The sequence below is a fragment of the Methylibium sp. genome (genome assembly GCF_013817345.1).
Classification (GTDB): domain Bacteria; phylum Pseudomonadota; class Gammaproteobacteria; order Burkholderiales; family Burkholderiaceae_C; genus Methylibium.
In genome coordinates this window covers 1-16,952 of record NZ_JACDCW010000085.1, presented here as the reverse complement: position 1 = coordinate 16,952, position 16,952 = coordinate 1, and the positions used below count along the sequence as shown (strand labels likewise).

The 16,952-nt window shown below is 68.7% G+C and carries 17 protein-coding genes; 11 read left to right on the top strand and 6 right to left on the bottom strand.

The genetic code is table 11. The features are described 5' to 3' along the window. Positions 1-653: phytanoyl-CoA dioxygenase family protein (locus H0W40_RS14960; RefSeq protein ID WP_292447630.1), on the top strand; the 653-nt coding region annotated here is incomplete at its 5' end. Beyond that, positions 650-1,987, top strand: coding sequence for a Gfo/Idh/MocA family oxidoreductase (locus H0W40_RS14955; RefSeq protein WP_292447626.1), 1,338 nt, complete (start codon positions 650-652; stop codon positions 1,985-1,987). The genes H0W40_RS14960 and H0W40_RS14955, both read left to right, overlap by 4 nt. A gap of 135 nt (positions 1,988-2,122) precedes the next feature. On the opposite strand, the gene H0W40_RS14950 is transcribed toward H0W40_RS14955, so the two are convergent. Further along, positions 2,123-3,439, bottom strand: a complete 1,317-nt coding sequence (locus H0W40_RS14950) for an SAM-dependent methyltransferase (protein ID WP_292447623.1) — start codon at positions 3,437-3,439, stop codon at positions 2,123-2,125. A gap of 159 nt (positions 3,440-3,598) precedes the next feature. On the opposite strand from H0W40_RS14950, the gene dapF reads away from it, so the two are divergent. The 6 genes from dapF (at position 3,599) to H0W40_RS14920 (ending at position 8,134) form a co-directional block, all read left to right on the top strand. Next, on the top strand, positions 3,599-4,534 hold the full coding sequence (gene dapF, locus H0W40_RS14945; RefSeq protein WP_292447621.1) for a diaminopimelate epimerase: 936 nt from the start codon (positions 3,599-3,601) through the stop codon (positions 4,532-4,534). Beyond that, positions 4,531-5,208, top strand: coding sequence for a DUF484 family protein (locus tag H0W40_RS14940; RefSeq protein ID WP_292447619.1), 678 nt, complete (start codon positions 4,531-4,533; stop codon positions 5,206-5,208). The genes dapF and H0W40_RS14940 overlap by 4 nt, the downstream gene beginning before the upstream one ends. 76 nt (positions 5,209-5,284) lie before the next feature. Next, positions 5,285-6,226: a tyrosine recombinase XerC gene (locus H0W40_RS14935; protein WP_292447617.1), complete on the top strand. Its 942-nt coding sequence runs from the start codon at positions 5,285-5,287 to the stop codon at positions 6,224-6,226. Positions 6,227-6,282: 56 nt separating this feature from the next. Continuing rightward, positions 6,283-6,612, top strand: coding sequence for a CopG family transcriptional regulator (locus H0W40_RS14930; RefSeq protein ID WP_292447614.1), 330 nt, complete (start codon positions 6,283-6,285; stop codon positions 6,610-6,612). Positions 6,613-6,622: 10 nt separating this feature from the next. Next, positions 6,623-6,928, top strand: coding sequence for a type II toxin-antitoxin system RelE/ParE family toxin (locus tag H0W40_RS14925; RefSeq protein ID WP_292447612.1), 306 nt, complete (start codon positions 6,623-6,625; stop codon positions 6,926-6,928). Positions 6,929-6,940: 12 nt separating this feature from the next. Continuing rightward, complete coding sequence (locus H0W40_RS14920; RefSeq protein ID WP_292447610.1) at positions 6,941-8,134, top strand: class I SAM-dependent methyltransferase; 1,194 nt, start codon at positions 6,941-6,943, stop codon at positions 8,132-8,134. A gap of 98 nt (positions 8,135-8,232) precedes the next feature. On the opposite strand, the gene ybeY is transcribed toward H0W40_RS14920, so the two are convergent. Beyond that, positions 8,233-8,718: an rRNA maturation RNase YbeY gene (gene ybeY / locus H0W40_RS14915; RefSeq protein WP_292447607.1), complete on the bottom strand. Its 486-nt coding sequence runs from the start codon at positions 8,716-8,718 to the stop codon at positions 8,233-8,235. Beyond that, positions 8,715-9,755, bottom strand: a complete 1,041-nt coding sequence (locus H0W40_RS14910; RefSeq protein WP_292447605.1) for a PhoH family protein — start codon at positions 9,753-9,755, stop codon at positions 8,715-8,717. Before H0W40_RS14910 ends, ybeY begins: the two co-directional genes overlap by 4 nt. A gap of 87 nt (positions 9,756-9,842) precedes the next feature. Between H0W40_RS14910 and H0W40_RS14905 the strand changes: the two genes are divergently transcribed. The 3 genes from H0W40_RS14905 to ruvA all read left to right on the top strand — a co-directional run bounded on the left by H0W40_RS14905 (position 9,843) and on the right by ruvA (position 13,169). Continuing rightward, positions 9,843-11,717 carry an ATP-binding protein gene (locus H0W40_RS14905; protein WP_292447602.1) on the top strand — a complete coding sequence of 625 codons (1,875 nt, stop codon included), beginning with the start codon at positions 9,843-9,845 and terminating at the stop codon, positions 11,715-11,717. A gap of 69 nt (positions 11,718-11,786) precedes the next feature. After that, positions 11,787-12,449 carry a response regulator transcription factor gene (locus tag H0W40_RS14900; RefSeq protein ID WP_292447599.1) on the top strand — a complete coding sequence of 221 codons (663 nt, stop codon included), beginning with the start codon at positions 11,787-11,789 and terminating at the stop codon, positions 12,447-12,449. A 141-nt stretch (positions 12,450-12,590) separates the two neighbouring features. Beyond that, the gene (gene ruvA, locus H0W40_RS14895; protein WP_292447596.1) at positions 12,591-13,169 is read left to right on the top strand and encodes a Holliday junction branch migration protein RuvA; all 579 of its coding nucleotides are present in this window, start codon (positions 12,591-12,593) and stop codon (positions 13,167-13,169) included. Positions 13,170-13,266: 97 nt separating this feature from the next. Here ruvA and mutY read toward each other — a convergent pair whose 3' ends face one another. The 3 genes from mutY to H0W40_RS14880 form a co-directional block, all read right to left on the bottom strand. Beyond that, positions 13,267-14,283, bottom strand: a complete 1,017-nt coding sequence (gene mutY, locus H0W40_RS14890; RefSeq protein ID WP_292447632.1) for an A/G-specific adenine glycosylase — start codon at positions 14,281-14,283, stop codon at positions 13,267-13,269. A 44-nt stretch (positions 14,284-14,327) separates the two neighbouring features. Continuing rightward, the gene (locus H0W40_RS14885) at positions 14,328-16,346 is read right to left on the bottom strand and encodes a dynamin family protein (protein ID WP_292447593.1); all 2,019 of its coding nucleotides are present in this window, start codon (positions 16,344-16,346) and stop codon (positions 14,328-14,330) included. A gap of 226 nt (positions 16,347-16,572) precedes the next feature. Beyond that, positions 16,573-16,952: zinc finger domain-containing protein (locus H0W40_RS14880; protein WP_292447591.1), on the bottom strand; the 380-nt coding region annotated here is incomplete at its 5' end.

The following is a 16,952-nucleotide window of genomic DNA, read 5'->3' as shown; positions in this document are numbered from 1 at the left end:
TCGAGCCCGTCGAGCAGATCTTCGGCGAGCAGCTCTACATGCACCAGTTCAAGATCAACGGCAAGCAGGCCTTCGACGGCGACGTGTGGCAGTGGCACCAGGACTACGGCACCTGGCTCAACGACGATCTGATGCCCACGCCGCGCGCCATGAACGTGGCGATCTTTCTGGACGAGGTGAACGATTTCAACGGCCCGCTGATGTTCGTTCCCGGCAGCCACCGGGTCGGCGCGCTGCCGGCGGGGCATGACCTCAGCACCACCAGCTATCCGCTGTGGACCATCGACAACGAGGCCATCGGCACGCTGGTTGAAAAGGCGGGCGGACGGCAAGGCGGCATCGTCTCGCCCAAGGGACCGGCGGGCTCGATGATCCTGTTCGACTCCTGCCTGGTGCATGCCAGCAGTTCCAACCTCAGCCCCTGGCACCGCGTGAGCGTGTACCTCAGCCTGTGTGCGGTTTCCAACCACATTCGCCGCCACAAGCGCGTGGAGTACATCGCGCACCGCGACTTCACGCCCATCGAATGCCTGCCCGACGACTGCCTGCAGCGGCCGTACCCGGTCGAGCTGCCCTGGGAGAAGGGCACGCCGGCTTCGGCGCTCGTCACTTCGCTCGATCCGCTGCCGCACGGCGAGGGAGTCGCTGCATGAACCTGCATTCGATGCTGCAGGCCCGCGCCACTGAGGGCAAGCCGCTGCGCGTGGCGCTCATCGGCGCCGGCAAGTTCGGCTCCATGTACCTGAGCCAGGCGCGGCGCACGCCGGGCATTCATCTCGTGGCGGTGGCCGACCTCAGCCCCGAGCGGGCTCGCGCTGCCTTGCTGGGCGTGGGCTGGGCGGCCGAGCAGTTGAGCGCCAAGTCCCTCGACGAGGCGCGGCGCAACGGCACCACCCTGCTGACCGACGACACGCCGGCCGTGATCGCCAGCGATGCGGTCGAGATCGTCATCGACGCCACCGGCTCGCCGGCCGCCGGCATCAACCATGTGCTGGCCTGCTGCAAGCACGGCAAGCACATCGTGATGGTCAACGTGGAGGCCGACGCGCTGGCCGGGCCGCTGCTCGCACAGCGCGCGCGCAAGGCGGGCATCGTCTATTCGCTGGCTTACGGCGACCAGCCGGCGCTCATCTGCGAGATGGTGGACTGGGCGCGCACCGCCGGCTTCGAGGTGGTGGCTGCCGGCAAGGGCACGAAGTACCTGCCTGCCTACCACGCCAGCACACCCGACACGGTGTGGCAGCACTACGGCCTGACTGCCGAAGACGCGAAAGCGGGTGGCATGAACGCGCAGATGTTCAACAGCTTCCTCGACGGCACCAAGAGCGCCATCGAGATGGCCGCGGTGGCCAATGCCTGCGGCCTGACGCCGGCCGACGACGGCCTGGCCTTCCCGGCCTGCGGCGTGGACGACCTCGCGCGCCTGCTCAAGCCGCGCGCCGACGGCGGCCTGCTGCAGCGCCGCGGCCAGGTGGAAGTGATCTCGTCGCTGGAGCGCGACGGCCGGCCTGTGTTTCGAGACCTGCGCTGGGGCGTCTACGTCACTTTCGCGGCCGACAGCGACTACGTGCGGCGCTGCTTCAAGGAATACGGCCTCGTCACCGACGCAAGCGGCAACTATTCGTCGATGTACAAGCCCTTCCACCTGATCGGCCTGGAGCTCGGCATCAGCGTCGCCAGTGCCGGCCTGCGGCGCGAGGCCACGGGTGCGGCGACCGGCTGGCGCGGCGATGTGGTCGCCACGGCCAAGCGCGAACTGCGCGAAGGCGAACTGCTCGACGGCGAGGGCGGCTTCACCGTGTACGGCAAGCTGATGCCGGCGGCGGCTTCGGTGGCGGGCGGGTATCTGCCGCTGGGCCTGGCGCACAAGATGAAGCTGAACCGCGACATCGCCAGCGGCGAGCCGGTGCGCTGGAGCGACGTAGCGTTCGATGCGAACAGCGAAGCAGTGCGTTTTCGCCGCGAGATGGAGGCCGGCTTTCGTTGAGCTGCGGGCCCGCAGGCGCGCCCTTTGCGATCGCCGAACCGGTTTATCCCGGCACGGCGATGCGGTCGGCACATTGGCCGTTCCGCACGGGCCTCACGCGTGGCTCGAACGGCAGGGTCTCGCTTCGACGAACCGCTATGCCGGACCCGAGTGATCGGCTTCGAGCAGCGTCTGCAGGCGCTGCTCGTCGATTCCGTAGAACGCCTTGATCTCGCGGATCTGCTCACGCACCGGCTCGGCAGGCCGCGCCTGAGCCCGCTTCACCGCCAGGATCATCTTGTTCTTGCTCGTGTGCTCGAGAGAAGTGAACTCGAACACCTGGGTGTCGTAGCCTTCGGCTTCGAGCAGCAGCGCGCGCAGGCCGTCGGTCAGCATCTCGGCTTCCTGGCCGAGGTGGATGCCGTGCCGAAGCAGCGGCAGCAGGAGCAGCGGGCTGCGCATCTGCGGGCGCAACTGCTTGTGGCAGCACGGTGAGCACATGATGATGGCTGCACCCGCACGCACGCCCATGTGCAGGGCGTGGTCCGTGGCGGTGTCGCAGGCGTGCAGGGCGATCATGATGTCCACCGGCCGCGGCGCATAACTGCTCACGTCGCCGAGTTCGAAGCGCAGGCCGTGATCCGGCTGTCGCAGGCCGAGGCCCCGTGCGGTCTGGTTGCCCAGAAGCACCATGTCTTCCTTCAGATCGACGCCGGTCACTTGCACCGGGCGGCCGAGCGCTCGGCGCAGATGGTCGTGCACCGCGAACGTCAGGTAGCCCTTGCCGGCGCCGAAGTCGAGCACCTGCAGCGGCGTGACGGCATCGGGCGCCGTCAACGCAGGTGCGGAAGCCAGGGCGGAGCTCAGCACCTCGATGAACTTGTTGATCTGCTTCCACTTGCGCGCCATCGCCGGGATCAGCCGGTGCTGCGCGTCGGTGACGCCCAGGGCCGTCAGCCAGGGTTCGCCGATATCGACCGGGCGATGCTTGGCGCGGTCGTGGGCGCCGAGTTCAGCCGTACTTCGGTCTTGGGTTGCCTCGCTGGTCGCTACCGCGTCCACGGCTTCGGCTTCGGCTGAGTTCGGCGCGCCGACGGACGCTCCCTTGCGACTGCGGCGCAAAGTGGCCTTGCCCTTGCGGCTGATGGCCAGCTGCAGTTCGCCACCGTCGTCGCTCAGCAGGTGAACATTGTCGAAGCGGTCTTGAATAAGCGCCGCCACCGTGGTCAGCGCTTCCTCCACCGGCAGGTTCTTCGTCACGTCGCGCGTTCGGTGGTTGTAGGTCAGCGACAGGCAGGCGCGGCCCTTGAGTGTGAGCGGGCGCACCAGCACTCGCTGCAGGTCGGGCTTGGGCCCGCGGGGGCCGGCCAGCACCAGCTTGATGAGCGTTTGCCGCTCGAGGCAGCGCCGCGCTTCGTCGAAGAACTGCGCGTGAGCGGTCGGTGCGGAGCTATTGGGTGAGTCGGTGGGCATCGAACGGCGCAAAGGTGGCGGCGAGGCCGGGCGGTGAGCGTAATCCACGCGATGGAAACGATCGGTGCGAGGGACAAGAGCGCGCCGGCAACACGGCGAACATTGCGTGCCTGGCGCGCGGCATCCCACGCCGCAGTCAGCGCCGATAATCCGCCCACCATGAAGCTGCGCTTCACCAAGATGCAAGGCACGGGCAACGATTTCATCGTGCTCGACGCGACGCGCGGACCGCTCGAACTCGGCCCGGCACAGCTGCGCTTTCTCGCCGACCGCCGCTTCGGCATCGGCGCGGACCAGATCCTCATCGTCGGGCCCGCCGACGAGCCGGGCATCGATTTCAGCTACCGCATCGTCAATGCCGACGGCGGCGAAGTCGAGCAGTGCGGCAACGGCGCGCGCTGTTTCGTACGCTATGTGCGCGAGGCGGGCCTCACGACCAAAGATGCCATCCGCGTGCGCACCGCATGCGGCGTGATCGAGCCGCGCTGGCGCGGCGACGGCCGGGTCACCGTCGACATGGGCGCGCCGCTGTTCGAGCCTGCGCGACTGCCTTTCGATGTGGAGGGCCTGATTCCGCGCGAGGTCGACGGCTGGGCGCTGTGGCCGCTGAAGACGGGCGGCCGTCATGTTGAGATCGCCGCCGTATCGATGGGCAATCCGCACGCGGTGCAGCGGGTGGATTCCGTCGATGACGCGCCCGTGGCGGAACTCGGCCCGCTGATCGAGTCGCATGCGCGCTTTCCGAAGCGCGTCAATGCCGGCTTCCTGCAGGTGCTGGGCTCCACGCAGATCAAGCTGCGCGTTTACGAGCGCGGCGCCGGCGAGACGCTGGCCTGTGGCACGGGAGCGTGCGCCGCGGTCGTGGCCGGCGTCCGCCTGGGCTGGCTGCGGGCCGGCGTGCCGGTCGAGGTGCAGACCCGCGGCGGCCGGCTCGAAATCGAGTGGGCCGGCGCGACTCCGAACCCGGACGCGAGCAGCGCCGTCGGCGCGGCGCGCTGGGCCCCGGTGCTGATGACCGGCCCGGCCGAGCGCGTCTTCGACGGCGAAATCGACATCCCGAACTCCCTCCCCAACGACCGGACCCACACCGCATGAGCACCCAGGGCATCACCGAAGACGACATCGCCAATTTCCTGCTGCAAACGCCCGGCTTCTTCGAGCGCCACGCCGAGGTGCTGGCTAGCGTGCAGCTGACCAGCCCGCACGGCAACCGCGCGGTCTCGCTGCAGGAGCGGCAGATGGAAATGCTGCGCGAGAAGATCCGCGGGCTGGAACTGCGCATCGTGGAGATGATCCGCAACGGCCAGGAGAACATGAGCATCGCCGACAAGCTGCATCGCTGGGTGCGCGCGATCATGCTCACCACCAACGCGGGCGATCTGCCCGGCGTGCTGGTGGCCGAGCTGCAGCACCAGTTCATGATCCCGCAGGGCGGCGTGCGCATCTGGGACGCTGCCAGCGCTTTCGCCACGCTGCCCTTCGCCAAGCCGGTGAGCGATGACCTGAAGAGCTTCGCAACCAGCCTGACGCAGCCTTATTGCGGCATCAACTCGGGCTTCGAGGCTTCGCGCTGGTTCGACGACGCGGCGACCATCACCTCCTTGGCGCTCATTCCCCTGCGGACCGAGCCGGGCCAGCCCGCCTTCGGCATGCTGGTGCTCGGCTCGCCCGACCCCACGCGCTACAGCGCCGACATGGGCACCGAATTCCTGGCGCGCATCGGCGAGATCGCCAGTGCAGCCCTGCACCGGCTGCTGCCGGTGGAGTGAGCGCGCCGGGATTCGGACTGGTGTTCAGGAGTGGCAGCGCGATGAGCGGGTGTCGCGTCGAAGAGGCAGCCTCTCCGTGAACCGCACCGACGGCGACGATGTGGAAGGCCACCTCGAGCACCTGCGCGTGGAGCGCCGGCTCGCCGCAGCCACGCTCACGAGCTACGGCGACGCGCTTGCCGCGCTGCGCGACATGGCGGCGCAAGGCGGGGTGCCGCTGCGCGCGGTACAGCCGCACCATGCGAGGCGCTGGGCGGCTCAGCTGCATGCGAGCGGGTTGGCGCCGCGCAGCATCGCGGTCGTGCTGTCCGCATGGCGAGGCCTTTACCGCTGGCTGGGCCGCGAGGGCGCCGTGCAGCACAACCCCATCGAGGGCCTGCGCGCGCCCCGCGCGCCCAAGCCGTTGCCCAAGGCCCTGTCGGTCGACCATGCCGTCGCGCTGGCCGAGCACCGCGACGGCTCGGCAGCCGATCCGCGGCTCGAAGCACGTGACCGCTGCATGGTCGAACTGCTCTACGGCTGCGGCCTGCGCGTTGCCGAGCTGACCGGCCTGGACATCACGGCCGCCGGCGACGCGCGCGGTTGGATCGACCGCGACGGCGCCGAGGCGCATGTGCTCGGCAAGGGCAGCAAGCGGCGCAGCGTGCCGGTCGGCGCGCCGGCCTTGGCCGCGCTGGCCGACTGGCTGGCGCATCGCAGTGCCCTCGCCAAGGCGCACGAGCCCGCGCTCTTCGTCAGCCGCCACGGCTTGCGCCTGACCGCATCGCAGGTGCGCACGCGGCTGAAGCAACGCGCGCTGCAGGCCGGCCTGCCTTCGCATGTGCACCCGCACATGCTGCGCCACAGCTATGCCTCGCACCTGCTGCAGTCGAGCGGCGACCTGCGCGCGGTGCAGGAACTGCTGGGCCATGCCAGCATCACTACGACGCAGGTCTATACCAAGCTGGACTTCCAGCATCTGGCCAAGGCCTACGACGCGGCGCATCCGCGGGCCAAGAAGCGTTCGGACCGTCCTTGACCTGGGGGGCGACCCATGTGCCACAATCGTGACACATCTCCACGGCGGAGTTCCGCATGAGTACCACCACGCTGCGCCTTCCCGAACCCTTGAAGCAACGCATTGCCGAGTTGGCCGAGCAGAGCGGCCAGACTGCGCATGCCTTCATGGTCGAGGCGTTGCAGGAAAAGGCCGACGAGGCCGAATGGCGCATGGATCTGCAGAACGAGGCCCACGCGCGCGACCGTGCCATCGATGCCGACGGCAGCGTGCTCGAGTGGCACGAAATGCGGACTTGGATTCAGGCGCGGGCCGAAGGCCGGCGCCTGAATCCACCACAGCCCCGGCGCCTGAGTGCACCGGCCGTGCACGAGCCTCCACCCTCGCGCAGGCGCGCCAAGCCTTGAGCGCGTTCGCGTGGCGCACCTGATCCTCGCACCGGCGGTGGCGGGGGATTTCGAGCGCATCTTCGAGTTCCTGTTCGAGCGCTCGCCCGAAACAGCCGCCGGCCGGGTGGCCGCCATCGTGCAGGCACTTGACGTGCTGCAAGCCAGTCCCCTGATCGGCCGCCCCATATTGCATGGCCAGCGTGAGCTCATCATCGCCACCGGTGCGAGTGGCTACCTCGCGCTCTACCGCTACGAGCCCGCTGCAGATCGTGTGCGCGTGCTCGCAGTTCGAAGCCAGCGCGAGCGCGGTTGGCGCAAGGTCGATCTCGACTGAGGACCGGGAAGCATGAAATCCATCCGATTGCACCCCGGCAAGGAGCGCTCGCTGCTCAAGCGCCATCCCTGGGTGTTCGAGGGCAGCATCGCCTCGGGCCGCGCCGACGCGGGCGAGACGGTGCGCGTGGAGGCCAGCGATGGCCAGTTCCTGGCCTGGGGCGCCTACAGCCCGGCGTCGCTCATCCGCGTGCGGGCGTGGAGCTTTGACTCAGCCGAGCGCATCGATGCGGCTTTCTTCTCACGCCGCATCCTGCGGGCGCTCGCATTGCGCGAGCGGCTCGCCATTGCGAGCGACGCCCTGCGGCTGGTGCATGGCGAAGCCGACGGACTCCCGGGGCTCATCGTCGATCGCTACGGCGACACCCTGTGCGCGCAGTTTCTGGCTGCGGGTGTCGAGCGCTGGAAAGCGGTCATCGCCGACGCGCTGCTCGCTGCCACCGGTTGCACGCGACTCTACGAACGCTCGGACGCGTCGGTGCGCGAGCTGGAAGGCCTGGCGCCTGCGAGCGGCTGGCTTCGCAAGCCCGCCTCCGACGGGGGCGCCACGGCCATCACCATCCGCGAGCACGACTGGCGCCTCACCGTTGACGTGGCCCAGGGCCACAAGACCGGCTACTACCTCGATCAGCGCGACAACCGGTTGCGGTTTTCGGAGCTTGTGCGCCAGTTCGGCTGTCGTCGCGTGTTCAACGGCTACAGCTACACCGGGGGCTTTTCGGTCGCCGCGCTGGCCGGCGGCGCCGAGCACGTGCTCAGCGTCGATTCGTCCGCACCGGCGCTTGCGCGGGCGAGCGAGCACGTCGCGCTGAACGGTTTCGACGCGTCGCGTCACGAAGCGCTCGACGCCGACGTGAACGCGAGCCTGCGGCGCTTCATCGACGAGGGCGCCACCTTCGATGCGATCGTGCTCGACCCGCCGAAGTTCGCGCCGACGGCCGCGCATGCCGAACGTGCCGCGCGCGCCTACAAGGACATCAACCGCCTCGCCTTCAAGCTGCTTGCGCCTGGCGGGCTGCTGTTCACCTTCTCCTGCTCGGGCGGCGTCGATGCGTCGCTGTTCCACAAGATCGTCGCCGGCGCCGGGCTCGATGCCGGCGTCGACGGCCACCTGCTCGAGCGGCTGGAAGCCGCGCCGGACCATCCGACCACGGTGACTTTTCCCGAGGGCGAGTACCTCAAGGGGCTGGCGATCCTGAAACAGTAAGGCGGCTTGCACGGCAGTCCGCGTCGCATTCCCCAGCGCCCGTACTCGTACTGACAGTGCCTGGCGTCTTCACGTCGGCGAGGAGCGGTTCGGTGACTTCAGCGGTAGGGGTCGGCGAAGCCTAGCTGCGCTAGCACTTCGCGCTCGCGCCGTTCCATTGCCTCGGCCTCGTCCGGCGCTTCGTGATCGTGCCCCTGCGCGTGCAGCGCGCCGTGAACGAGCAGGTGCGCGTAATGCTCCTCGAGCGTCTTGCTCTGCTCTTCGGCCTCTCGTTCGACCACGGGCGCGCACAGGATCAGGTCGGCCATGATGCCCGGTGGAATTTCATCGTCGGCCGGAGCGCCACCGTCTGCATCGCCCGGTCCATACGCGAAGGTCAACACATTGGTCGCGTAGTCCTTGCCGCGGTAGTCGCGGTTGAGCGACTGTCCCTCTTCGTCATCGACGATGCGGACAGTGAGTTGCGCCGCCCCTTCCAGCGAAGCGCGCAGCCAGCGCGTGACCTTGTGGCGCGGCAGCAGCGCGCGGTGCCGCGGGTCGGCGAACTGCAGCGACAGCCCGAGCGACGGGCGAAGCGCCTTCATGTGCGGTCGTCGCGGCTGTCAGCCGCCTCGTAGGCCTCGACGATGCGCGCCACCAGCGGATGGCGCACCACGTCGGCCGAAGTGAAGCGCGTCATCGCGATGCCCTTCACGCGGCGCAGCACGTGCTCCGCTTCAACGAGGCCGCTCTCGGTTCCCTTGGGCAGGTCGATCTGGCTCACATCGCCGGTCACCACGGCCTTGGCGCCGAAACCGATGCGCGTGAGGAACATCTTCATCTGCTCGGGCGTGGTGTTCTGTGCCTCGTCGAGGATCACGAAGGCGTGGTTGAGCGTGCGCCCGCGCATGAAGGCCAGCGGCGCGATCTCGATGGTGGCCTTCTCGAACGCCTTGGTGACGCGCTCGAAACCCATCAGGTCGTAGAGCGCGTCGTAGAGAGGACGCAGGTAGGGATCGACCTTCTGTGCCAGGTCGCCGGGCAGGAATCCCAGGCGCTCGCCCGCTTCGACCGCCGGGCGCGTGAGGACGATGCGTTGCACCTGGCTGCGCTCCAGCGCGTCGATGGCGCAGGCCACGGCGAGAAACGTCTTGCCGGTGCCCGCCGGGCCGATGCCGAAGCTGATGTCGTGCGTGAGGATGTTGCGCAGGTAGCGAATCTGGTTCGGCGTGCGGCCGGCCAGATCGGCGTGGCGCGTGCGCAGCACGATGGCCTCGTCGGTGTTGCCCTCGGCCGCCGCAGCGATAGGCGTTGCGCTCTTCCGATCGGCAGAAGAAGACGGCGAGTGGGCGCGCCGCCTGCCTTTCTCCGCCCCCGCAGCCGATCCGCTCGAAGCTTCTACCAGCGCGAGCTGCAAGGCTTGCGGCGCAATCGGCTTGCTGGCGCGGTCGTACAGCGTCTGCAGCAGCACGGCGGCGCGCTCCGCATCGGCCTTGGCGCCTTCGATCCTAAAGGACTCGTTGCGCCGGGTGATACCGACGCCGAACGCCGCCTCGATCTCGCGCAGGTGGGCGTCCAGCGTACCGCACAGGTTGGCGAGCCGGGTGTTGTCGAGCGGGATGAAGGCGTGGCGCAGGATCACGGCAGACTCGCAAAGACACGGGCGCCGATTGTCGCGCCGCGTTCGCGGGGGTCTTCGGCGGGTGGTGATCCTGCACAATCGCCGGCGATGCTCCGTACCGTGTTCGCGCTGTTGCGCCTGACTCTCCTATGCGGGCCGGCATTGTTCATCGGTACGGCGCTGGCGCAGTCGTCGGAGCCCGTGATCACACTGCGCAGCAGTGCAGTGATCGTCGTGCCGGCGCCGACTTCGGCACCTCCGGCCAGCGGCCATGTGCCGGTGCAACTGCCCGATACCTGGGATGCGCCGTCCTCGCCGGGCCCTTCGTCCGGCGCCGCGCGCGTGGCGTGGTATCGCCTGGACTTTGCGACCCCGTCGGCACGAACCGGCATCCCGTCCGACGGCCGCTTGTTGGCCGCCTACATCCCGCGGGCGTGCTCCAACCTCGAGGTGTATCTGAACGGCGAGCTGCTGCACAGCGGCGGGCGCATGACGGAGCCGGTCACGCGCAACTGCTATCGATCGCAGCTGGTGGCGCTGCCTGCCGATCTGCTGCTCGCCGACGGCAACCGGCTCGACATCCAGGTCGCCGGCTTCCCCCAGAACCGCGTCACCGGCCGCCAGCGCGTCGGCGGGCTGTCGCCGGTTCGCATCGGACCCTTCGGACTTCTCCAACGGCAGCACGAAGCGCAGATTTTCTGGAACGTGACCGTGGCGCAGGTCATCGCCGCGACGCTGAGCCTGATCGGCCTGGTGATGCTCGCTCTGGCCTGGACGAGGCGCCTGGGCTATGCCGTCTATTTCGGCCTCCTGTCGCTCGGCTGGGCGCTGGTCAGCACGCGGCTGTGGTGGCGGGATATTCCACTGGCGCACCACGCGGTGGAAGTGGCGACCAGCATCCTGTTCGTGCCGCTTGCGGTGTGCGGCGTGCTGTTCGTGCTGCGCTACTGCGGCGTACGCTCGCGGCGCCTCGACGTTCTGCTCTGGAGCCAGTGCCTGCTGATGCCGGCGGTGCTGCTCGCTGCCGCGCCCGAGCGGCTCTTCGTGACGGCCAGCGCGTGCTATGCGGTGCTGGCCGCCGAATTCATCCTCGCGGTTGTCTACTTTCTGGTGCGGGCCTGGGGCACGCGGCGCCGCGATTTCTTCTTCATGGGACCGATCCTCGCACTTGCCGCGCTGGCGATCGCTGCGGAGGTGGGCGTGCAGCTCGGCCACATCGACGTGCCTCGGGTGCAGATGATCCATTTCGCGATTCCGCTGCTCTTCGTCGCCCTGGCGCTGCGTCTGGCGCAGAGCTTTGCGCGGACCCTGGCCGACGCGGAGGACGCGCGCCGCGAGCTCGAGCAACGCGTCGCGGAAATCTCCGCCCAGATCGAGCGCAACTTCTCGCACCTGGCCGAAGCCAGAGTCGAGCAGGTGGCCGAGAAGGAGCGAAAGCGCATCGCCGCCGACCTGCACGATGACCTCGGCGCCAAGCTGCTGACCATCGTGCACACCAGCGACAACGAGCGCATCTCGACCCTGGCGCGCGAAGCGCTCGAGGAAATGCGCCTTTCGGTTCGCGGCATTGCCGGCAAGCCGGTCCACCTGACCGACGCCCTGGCCGACTGGCGCGCCGAGACGGTGCAGCGCCTGGGCGACGCCGGCATCGAGGTCGAGTGGCAAGGCGCTGAGCCGGCCACGCCCCGCACGCTGGCCGCTCGCTCCTATGTGCAAACCACGCGCGTCCTGCGCGAAGCCACCAGCAACCTCATCAAGCACAGCGGCGCATCGCGCGCCATCGTCAGCTGCTCGGTCGATGAGGATTTCCAGCTGGTCATCCGCGACAACGGCCGCGGCATTCCGCTCGAACTCGACGGCAGGCTCGACCGCGGCCACGGCATGGCCAGCATGAAGAACCGCGCCAAGCAGATGCAAGGCCAGTGCTTGGTCGAGTCAGGCCCCGGTTACGGCACCGTGATTCGCCTGACGCTGCCGCTGTGAACGGCGCCACCGTGCGAAAGTCGGCGTGAGCTCGTCGTATCCGACTGTTACGATCCTTCGGTGAGCTCAATGACCCGCATCCTCCTCCTCGAAGACCTGCCCGAAATCCGCGTGTGGCTGAAGGCCCTGGCGATGCAGGTCTTCCCCGGCGCGCAGATCACCGAGGCCGCCCGCGTGCACGACGCTCGTGCGCAGATCGGCGCTCAGCGCTTCGACCTTGCCCTCATCGACCTGGGCCTGCCCGACGGCTCCGGCGTCGATGTGGTCGCCGCACTGCGCGAGCAGCAACCCGAAGCGCAGTCGGTGGTGGTCACCATCCACGACGACGACGATCATCTGTTTCCCGCACTGCAGGCGGGCGCCTTCGGCTACCTGCTGAAGGAACAGTCGCGCGAGCAGCTGGGCGAGCAGTTGCGCCGCATCAGCCAGGGCGAGCCGCCGCTGTCGCCCTCGATCGCGCGTCGCGTGATCCAGTACTTCGCGGCGCAGGCCAAGAACCAGTTTCGCGAAGCGACGCCGCTGATGCCCGGCGTGACCCTGACCGACCGTGAAAACGAGGTGCTGTTGCGCGTGGCGAAGGGGTTCACCCTGCCGGAGATCGGCGTGCAGCTCAATCTCTCGCGCCACACGATCGCCGACTACGTCAAGCAGATCTATCGCAAGCTCAACGTAAGCTCGCGCGCCGAGGCAGCGCTTGAAGCGCAGCGGCTCGGCTTGTTCCGGCGCAACTAGCTAGCGGCCGCGGGCCATGGGCGCTGCGCCCTCGCCTTGATCGATCACCGCTGGCGCCAGCGAATGCGGCGTACGCGATGTTCGCCGCGCCGTTTCGACGGGCACCGAGCGTGCCCCGACAGCCACCCATAATCGCCGCCCATGATCGGTCGTCTCATCGGCATGCTTGCCGACAAATCCTCGCCGCCGCAGTTGCTCGTCGACGTGAACGGCGTCGGCTACGAGGTGGACGTGCCGATGAGCAGCTTCTTCAATCTGCCGGCCAGCGGCGAGCGTGTGACCCTGCTGACGCACTTCGTCGTTCGCGAGGACGCGCAGGTGCTGTTCGGTTTTCTCACGGCCGACGAGCGCAACACCTTTCGCCAGCTGATCAAGATCTCGGGCGTTGGCCCGCGCATGGCGCTGTCGCTGCTGTCGGGCCTGAGCGTTGCCGATCTTGCGCACGCCGTGACCGCGCAGGACGCGAGTCGCCTGGTCAAGGTGCCCGGCATCGGCAAGAAGACGGCCGAGCGCCTGCTGCTCGAACTCAAGGGCAAGCTGGGCGCCGACATCGGCGTGCCGGGTGCGGCACCCGCCAGCGATGCGCAGGCCGACATCCTGCAGGCGCTCGTGGCGCTCGGCTACAGCGAGCGCGAGGCCCACGCGGCTGTGAAGCCGTTGCCGGCCGGGGTGGCGGTCGGCGAGGGCATCCGGCTGGCGCTCAAGGCCTTGTCGAGATAGCCCGCTCGGATCAGCAGACGAGTCTCCACAGCCACGTTCCGGCCCGCGTAGGCCCGGCTATCGCAAACGGTTGCGGTGACCAGCGGCGCGCGGGGATTCAGGGCGCGAGCAGCTTCCTCAGCGGTGCGGGCATGCCCAGTGTGTGCAGCGCGCGGCGATCGACCCACCGGCCCGGGCCAAGCTGCATCTCTACTTCGCTGGCCTTGGACAACAGTGCGCGGCGCGGGTGCAGACGCCAGTCGAAGTGAGTCAACGAGTGCTTGATCGACGCTTGCGATTCAGGGGTTACGCCCAGCAATTGCGCTGCGCTTTGCAGTGCCGCCTCGTCGTCGAACAGCGGCAGGCTCCACAGGCCCGCCCACACGCCCTTCGCCGCACGCTGTTGCAGCCAGATGGCGTCCGCATGCTCGAGCCACAGCCACCAGCTCTCGCGCGCGCCGCGCACCAGCCTGCGTGTCTTGACCGGATAGGCCTCGGGCCGGCCCTCGCGCCGCGCGATGCAAAGCGATTGCAGCGGGCAGACGAGGCAGTTCGATCGTCGCGCCAGGCAGACCGTGGCCCCGAGATCCATCAAGCCCTGCGTGTAGGCCGGCATGTCGGCGCCATCGTGAGGCAGCAGTTCGCAGGCCTGCCGCCACAGCGCGCGTTCGTGCGCCGCCACTGCGAGGTCGCAGCCGTTGCCGAGAACGCGCGTGAGCACGCGCTTCACGTTGCCGTCGAGGATGGCCGCGCGCTCGTTGAAGCAAAACGCGGCGATGGCCGCGGCGGTCGAGCGGCCGATGCCGGGCAGGGCGGCGAGTCGCTCGGCGCTGGCCGGGAATCGCCCGCCATGCTCGGCTATCACCACCTGCGCGCAGCGGTGCAGGTTGCGGGCCCGGCTGTAGTAGCCCAGGCCGCTCCAGGCGGCGAGCACTTCGTCCAACGTTGCAGCGGCCAGTGCAGCCACGTCGGGGAAGCGTTCCAGGAAGCGCGCGTAGTACGCGAGCACCGTTGTGACCTGCGTCTGCTGCAGCATGATTTCCGAGAGCCAGACGCGGTAGGGATCGCGCTCTCGCTGCCAGGGCAGGCCGTGGCGGCCGTGCTCGCGTTGCCAGGTGGTGACGCAGTACGCCAGGCCGGCGCTTGCTGCGGCCTGCGCAGCGCAGGAAGACCGGTCGCTCAAGCGCGGGCCTGAGCCGCTTCGAAATCCAGCAGCAGATCGACTGTTTCGTCAGTGCCGGTGCCGGGCTGGGGCTCGGACGCTCCGGCGGTCGGGCTGGTGTTCGATTGGGCGTGAGCGCGCGCGTCGTTCACCATCTCCGTCATGCGCCGCTGCAGCAACTGCAGCTGCAGATCCTGATCCGCCAGTTCGCTCAGCCGCGTTTCCAGCTCGCCAGCCGCGGACTGGATGCGCTCCAGCGCCTCGCGCCGGCGCTTGAAGCCGCGGCGGCGCTCGCGTAGCTGCGTGTCGATCTGCGCCGAAGCGGTCTTGTTCCAGAGCTCGAGTTCGCCGCTGGCGCTTTCGAACACCACACGCAGTCGCGAGACCAGCATGCGGCGGAACTGGTCCAGAAAACGTGCCTGCGTCAGCTTGAGGGCCTGCGTCAGACCGAGGTACTGCACGTAATTGCGCTCGATCAGTTCGAGGTCGTGCCCGAAGCGCGACAGGTCGACCGCCGGTGCGCTCATCAGGCTGAAGCCGAATTCGGTGTTGAGCTGCACGAACGAGGCTTCCAGCATGGCGTGGATCTCGGTGCCTCGATCCTGCGCGCGGGCCAGCCGCTCGCGCAGCCGGCTGCACAGCAGCAGAAAGGCCTTTCTGGCGCCGAGTTGCAGGAGCGAGCTGCGGATCGCTTGCTGCATTTCGTCGATGTGCTCGCGCAGGCGGTCGCTGGCCAGGTCGAGCAGGGCGTCCTTGAGCATGCGGCCGTGCACCGCACGCATCGCCTGCAGCTTGGCAGTGCACTGGTCGAACTCGGCCACCTCGCCGTCCACCCGTTTGAGCATCAGCTTGACTTTGGAGGCGCTCTTGCCGCGCAGGCCGCGCAGCTCGAGCAATTGTTCGGCGAGCTGACGGCGCCGGTCCGTGAGGCGGCGCTGAACCTGTACTTCCACCTGGGCGAGGTTGTCCACGCCGGTTTGCGCCAGCAGTTCGCGGCGCTGCGGCAGCAGGCGCTGGCTCAGCGCGTCCTCGAGCGCCGGCAGGCGGCTGGCGATGAGGGCAGCCTCGTCGCCGGCCACGCGTGCGGCCAGCGCCTGCTTGGCCGAAAGCGGGAACACGCGTTCGCGCGGCAGCTTCAGGGTGTGCGCCGCGTCGTCGCACTGACGCTGGATCTGTTTGTCGGTGTGCGCCTGCGAATGCAAGGTGTCGGCCAGCGTGTCGATCTTGTTGAGCACAACGTAGCGGCTCACGCCTTCGGCGCTGAGGTGGTCGCGCCAGATCGCCAGGTCCGATTTCGTGACGCCGGTGTCGGCGCCCAGGACGAACACAGTGGCGTGGGCGGTCGGCAGCAGGCCGACGGTGAGCTCGGGTTCGGCGCCGATGGCGTTGAGGCCCGGCGTGTCGAGCACGACCAGGCCGCGCTTGAGCAGCGGATGGGGCAGGTTGATCAGCGCGTGCCGCCACATGGGCACTTCGACTTCGCCCTGGGCATCGACCGGCGGGTTGTCGTCGGGCTGAGCGTCGTCCCAGAAGCCGAGATTGCGGGCGGTCTCGACGCTGACCCGGCGGGTTTGCATCACCTGCGTCAGCGCCTGAGCCAGTCCTTCGGTGTCGTCGATGTCGAGCGGCGTGAGCTGCCAGGCGCGCGGCTGGCGGCGCAGTTCGGCGAGCGAAGTGCTTTGCAGCCGCGTTTCGATGGGCAGCAGCGCCAGCGCGGCCGGCTCGCCCGCTTCGTAACCCAGTTCGACCGGGCACATCGTCGTGCGCCCCGGCGTGGCCGGCATGATGCGCCGGCCGGTATCGGCAAAGAAGATGGCGTTGATCAGCTCCGATTTGCCGCGCGAGAACTCGGCCACGAAAGCCACCACCAGCTTCTCGCCGGCCAGGCGCTGGCGCAGCGATTCGAGCAGATCGGCGGCCGGCTCATCGAGCAACTCGTGTTCGCGCAAGAAGCGCGCGAGCCCGCGCACACGCGATTCGAGGGCGCTGCGCCAGTCGCCATGAGCGTCGACGCTATGGGCAAACGAAACGGACATGCGGTGTGGCGACGGAGCCGCGCGAAAGGGGAAGAATCATGGTAGCGCAAGGGTCACGGCGCAAGGCCCGCTCAGCAGCCCGCAAGGCCTGCGGCGCGATGAAGCCGGGTGAAGTCGTGATCAACGCCGCGCAATCGTGGCCGCGGCGGTGCTGGCGCGCGACGGTGCAGGGGTGCGGGTGCGGCCGGTGCAGACGCGCGCATGCTGCCGGTGCGCGATCCGTCGCCTACCGGCGCTGGCATTGCGGGCAGAAGTACGTCGAGCGTTGTGCCTGCACGATGCGCCGCAACGGAATGCCGCATTGCTTGCAGGGCAGGCCTTCTCGGCCGTAGACGCCGGCTTCGAGCTGAAAAGCGCCGCTCGAGCCGTGCGCATCCCGAAAATCGCGCAGGGTCGAGCCGCCGGCCTGGACCGCGCGCGCCAGCACGCCGGTGATCGCCGCGGCCAGGCGCTCGCAGCGCGCAGCGCTGAGCCGCGAACTGCGCGTGCGGGGGTCGATCCCCGCCAGGAACAGCGCCTCGGACGCATAGATGTTGCCGACGCCGACGACGATGTCGCCGGCCAGCAGCGCGGTCTTGATCGCGACCTTGCGCCCGCGCAGCCGCT

Bases quoted from the DNA above. Each gene is read 5' to 3' on its own strand.
- H0W40_RS14955 (WP_292447626.1), top strand. From the start codon at position 650: ATGAACCTGCATTCGATGCTGCAGGCCCGCGCCACTGAGGGCAAGCCG.
- H0W40_RS14950 (WP_292447623.1), bottom strand. From the start codon at position 3,439: ATGCCCACCGACTCACCCAATAGCTCCGCACCGACCGCTCACGCGCAG.
- dapF (WP_292447621.1), top strand. From the start codon at position 3,599: ATGAAGCTGCGCTTCACCAAGATGCAAGGCACGGGCAACGATTTCATC.
- H0W40_RS14940 (WP_292447619.1), top strand. From the start codon at position 4,531: ATGAGCACCCAGGGCATCACCGAAGACGACATCGCCAATTTCCTGCTG.
- H0W40_RS14930 (WP_292447614.1), top strand. From the start codon at position 6,283: ATGAGTACCACCACGCTGCGCCTTCCCGAACCCTTGAAGCAACGCATT.
- H0W40_RS14920 (WP_292447610.1), top strand. From the start codon at position 6,941: ATGAAATCCATCCGATTGCACCCCGGCAAGGAGCGCTCGCTGCTCAAG.
- ybeY (WP_292447607.1), bottom strand. From the start codon at position 8,718: ATGAAGGCGCTTCGCCCGTCGCTCGGGCTGTCGCTGCAGTTCGCCGAC.
- H0W40_RS14905 (WP_292447602.1), top strand. From the start codon at position 9,843: ATGCTCCGTACCGTGTTCGCGCTGTTGCGCCTGACTCTCCTATGCGGG.
- H0W40_RS14900 (WP_292447599.1), top strand. From the start codon at position 11,787: ATGACCCGCATCCTCCTCCTCGAAGACCTGCCCGAAATCCGCGTGTGG.
- ruvA (WP_292447596.1), top strand. From the start codon at position 12,591: ATGATCGGTCGTCTCATCGGCATGCTTGCCGACAAATCCTCGCCGCCG.
- H0W40_RS14885 (WP_292447593.1), bottom strand. From the start codon at position 16,346: ATGTCCGTTTCGTTTGCCCATAGCGTCGACGCTCATGGCGACTGGCGC.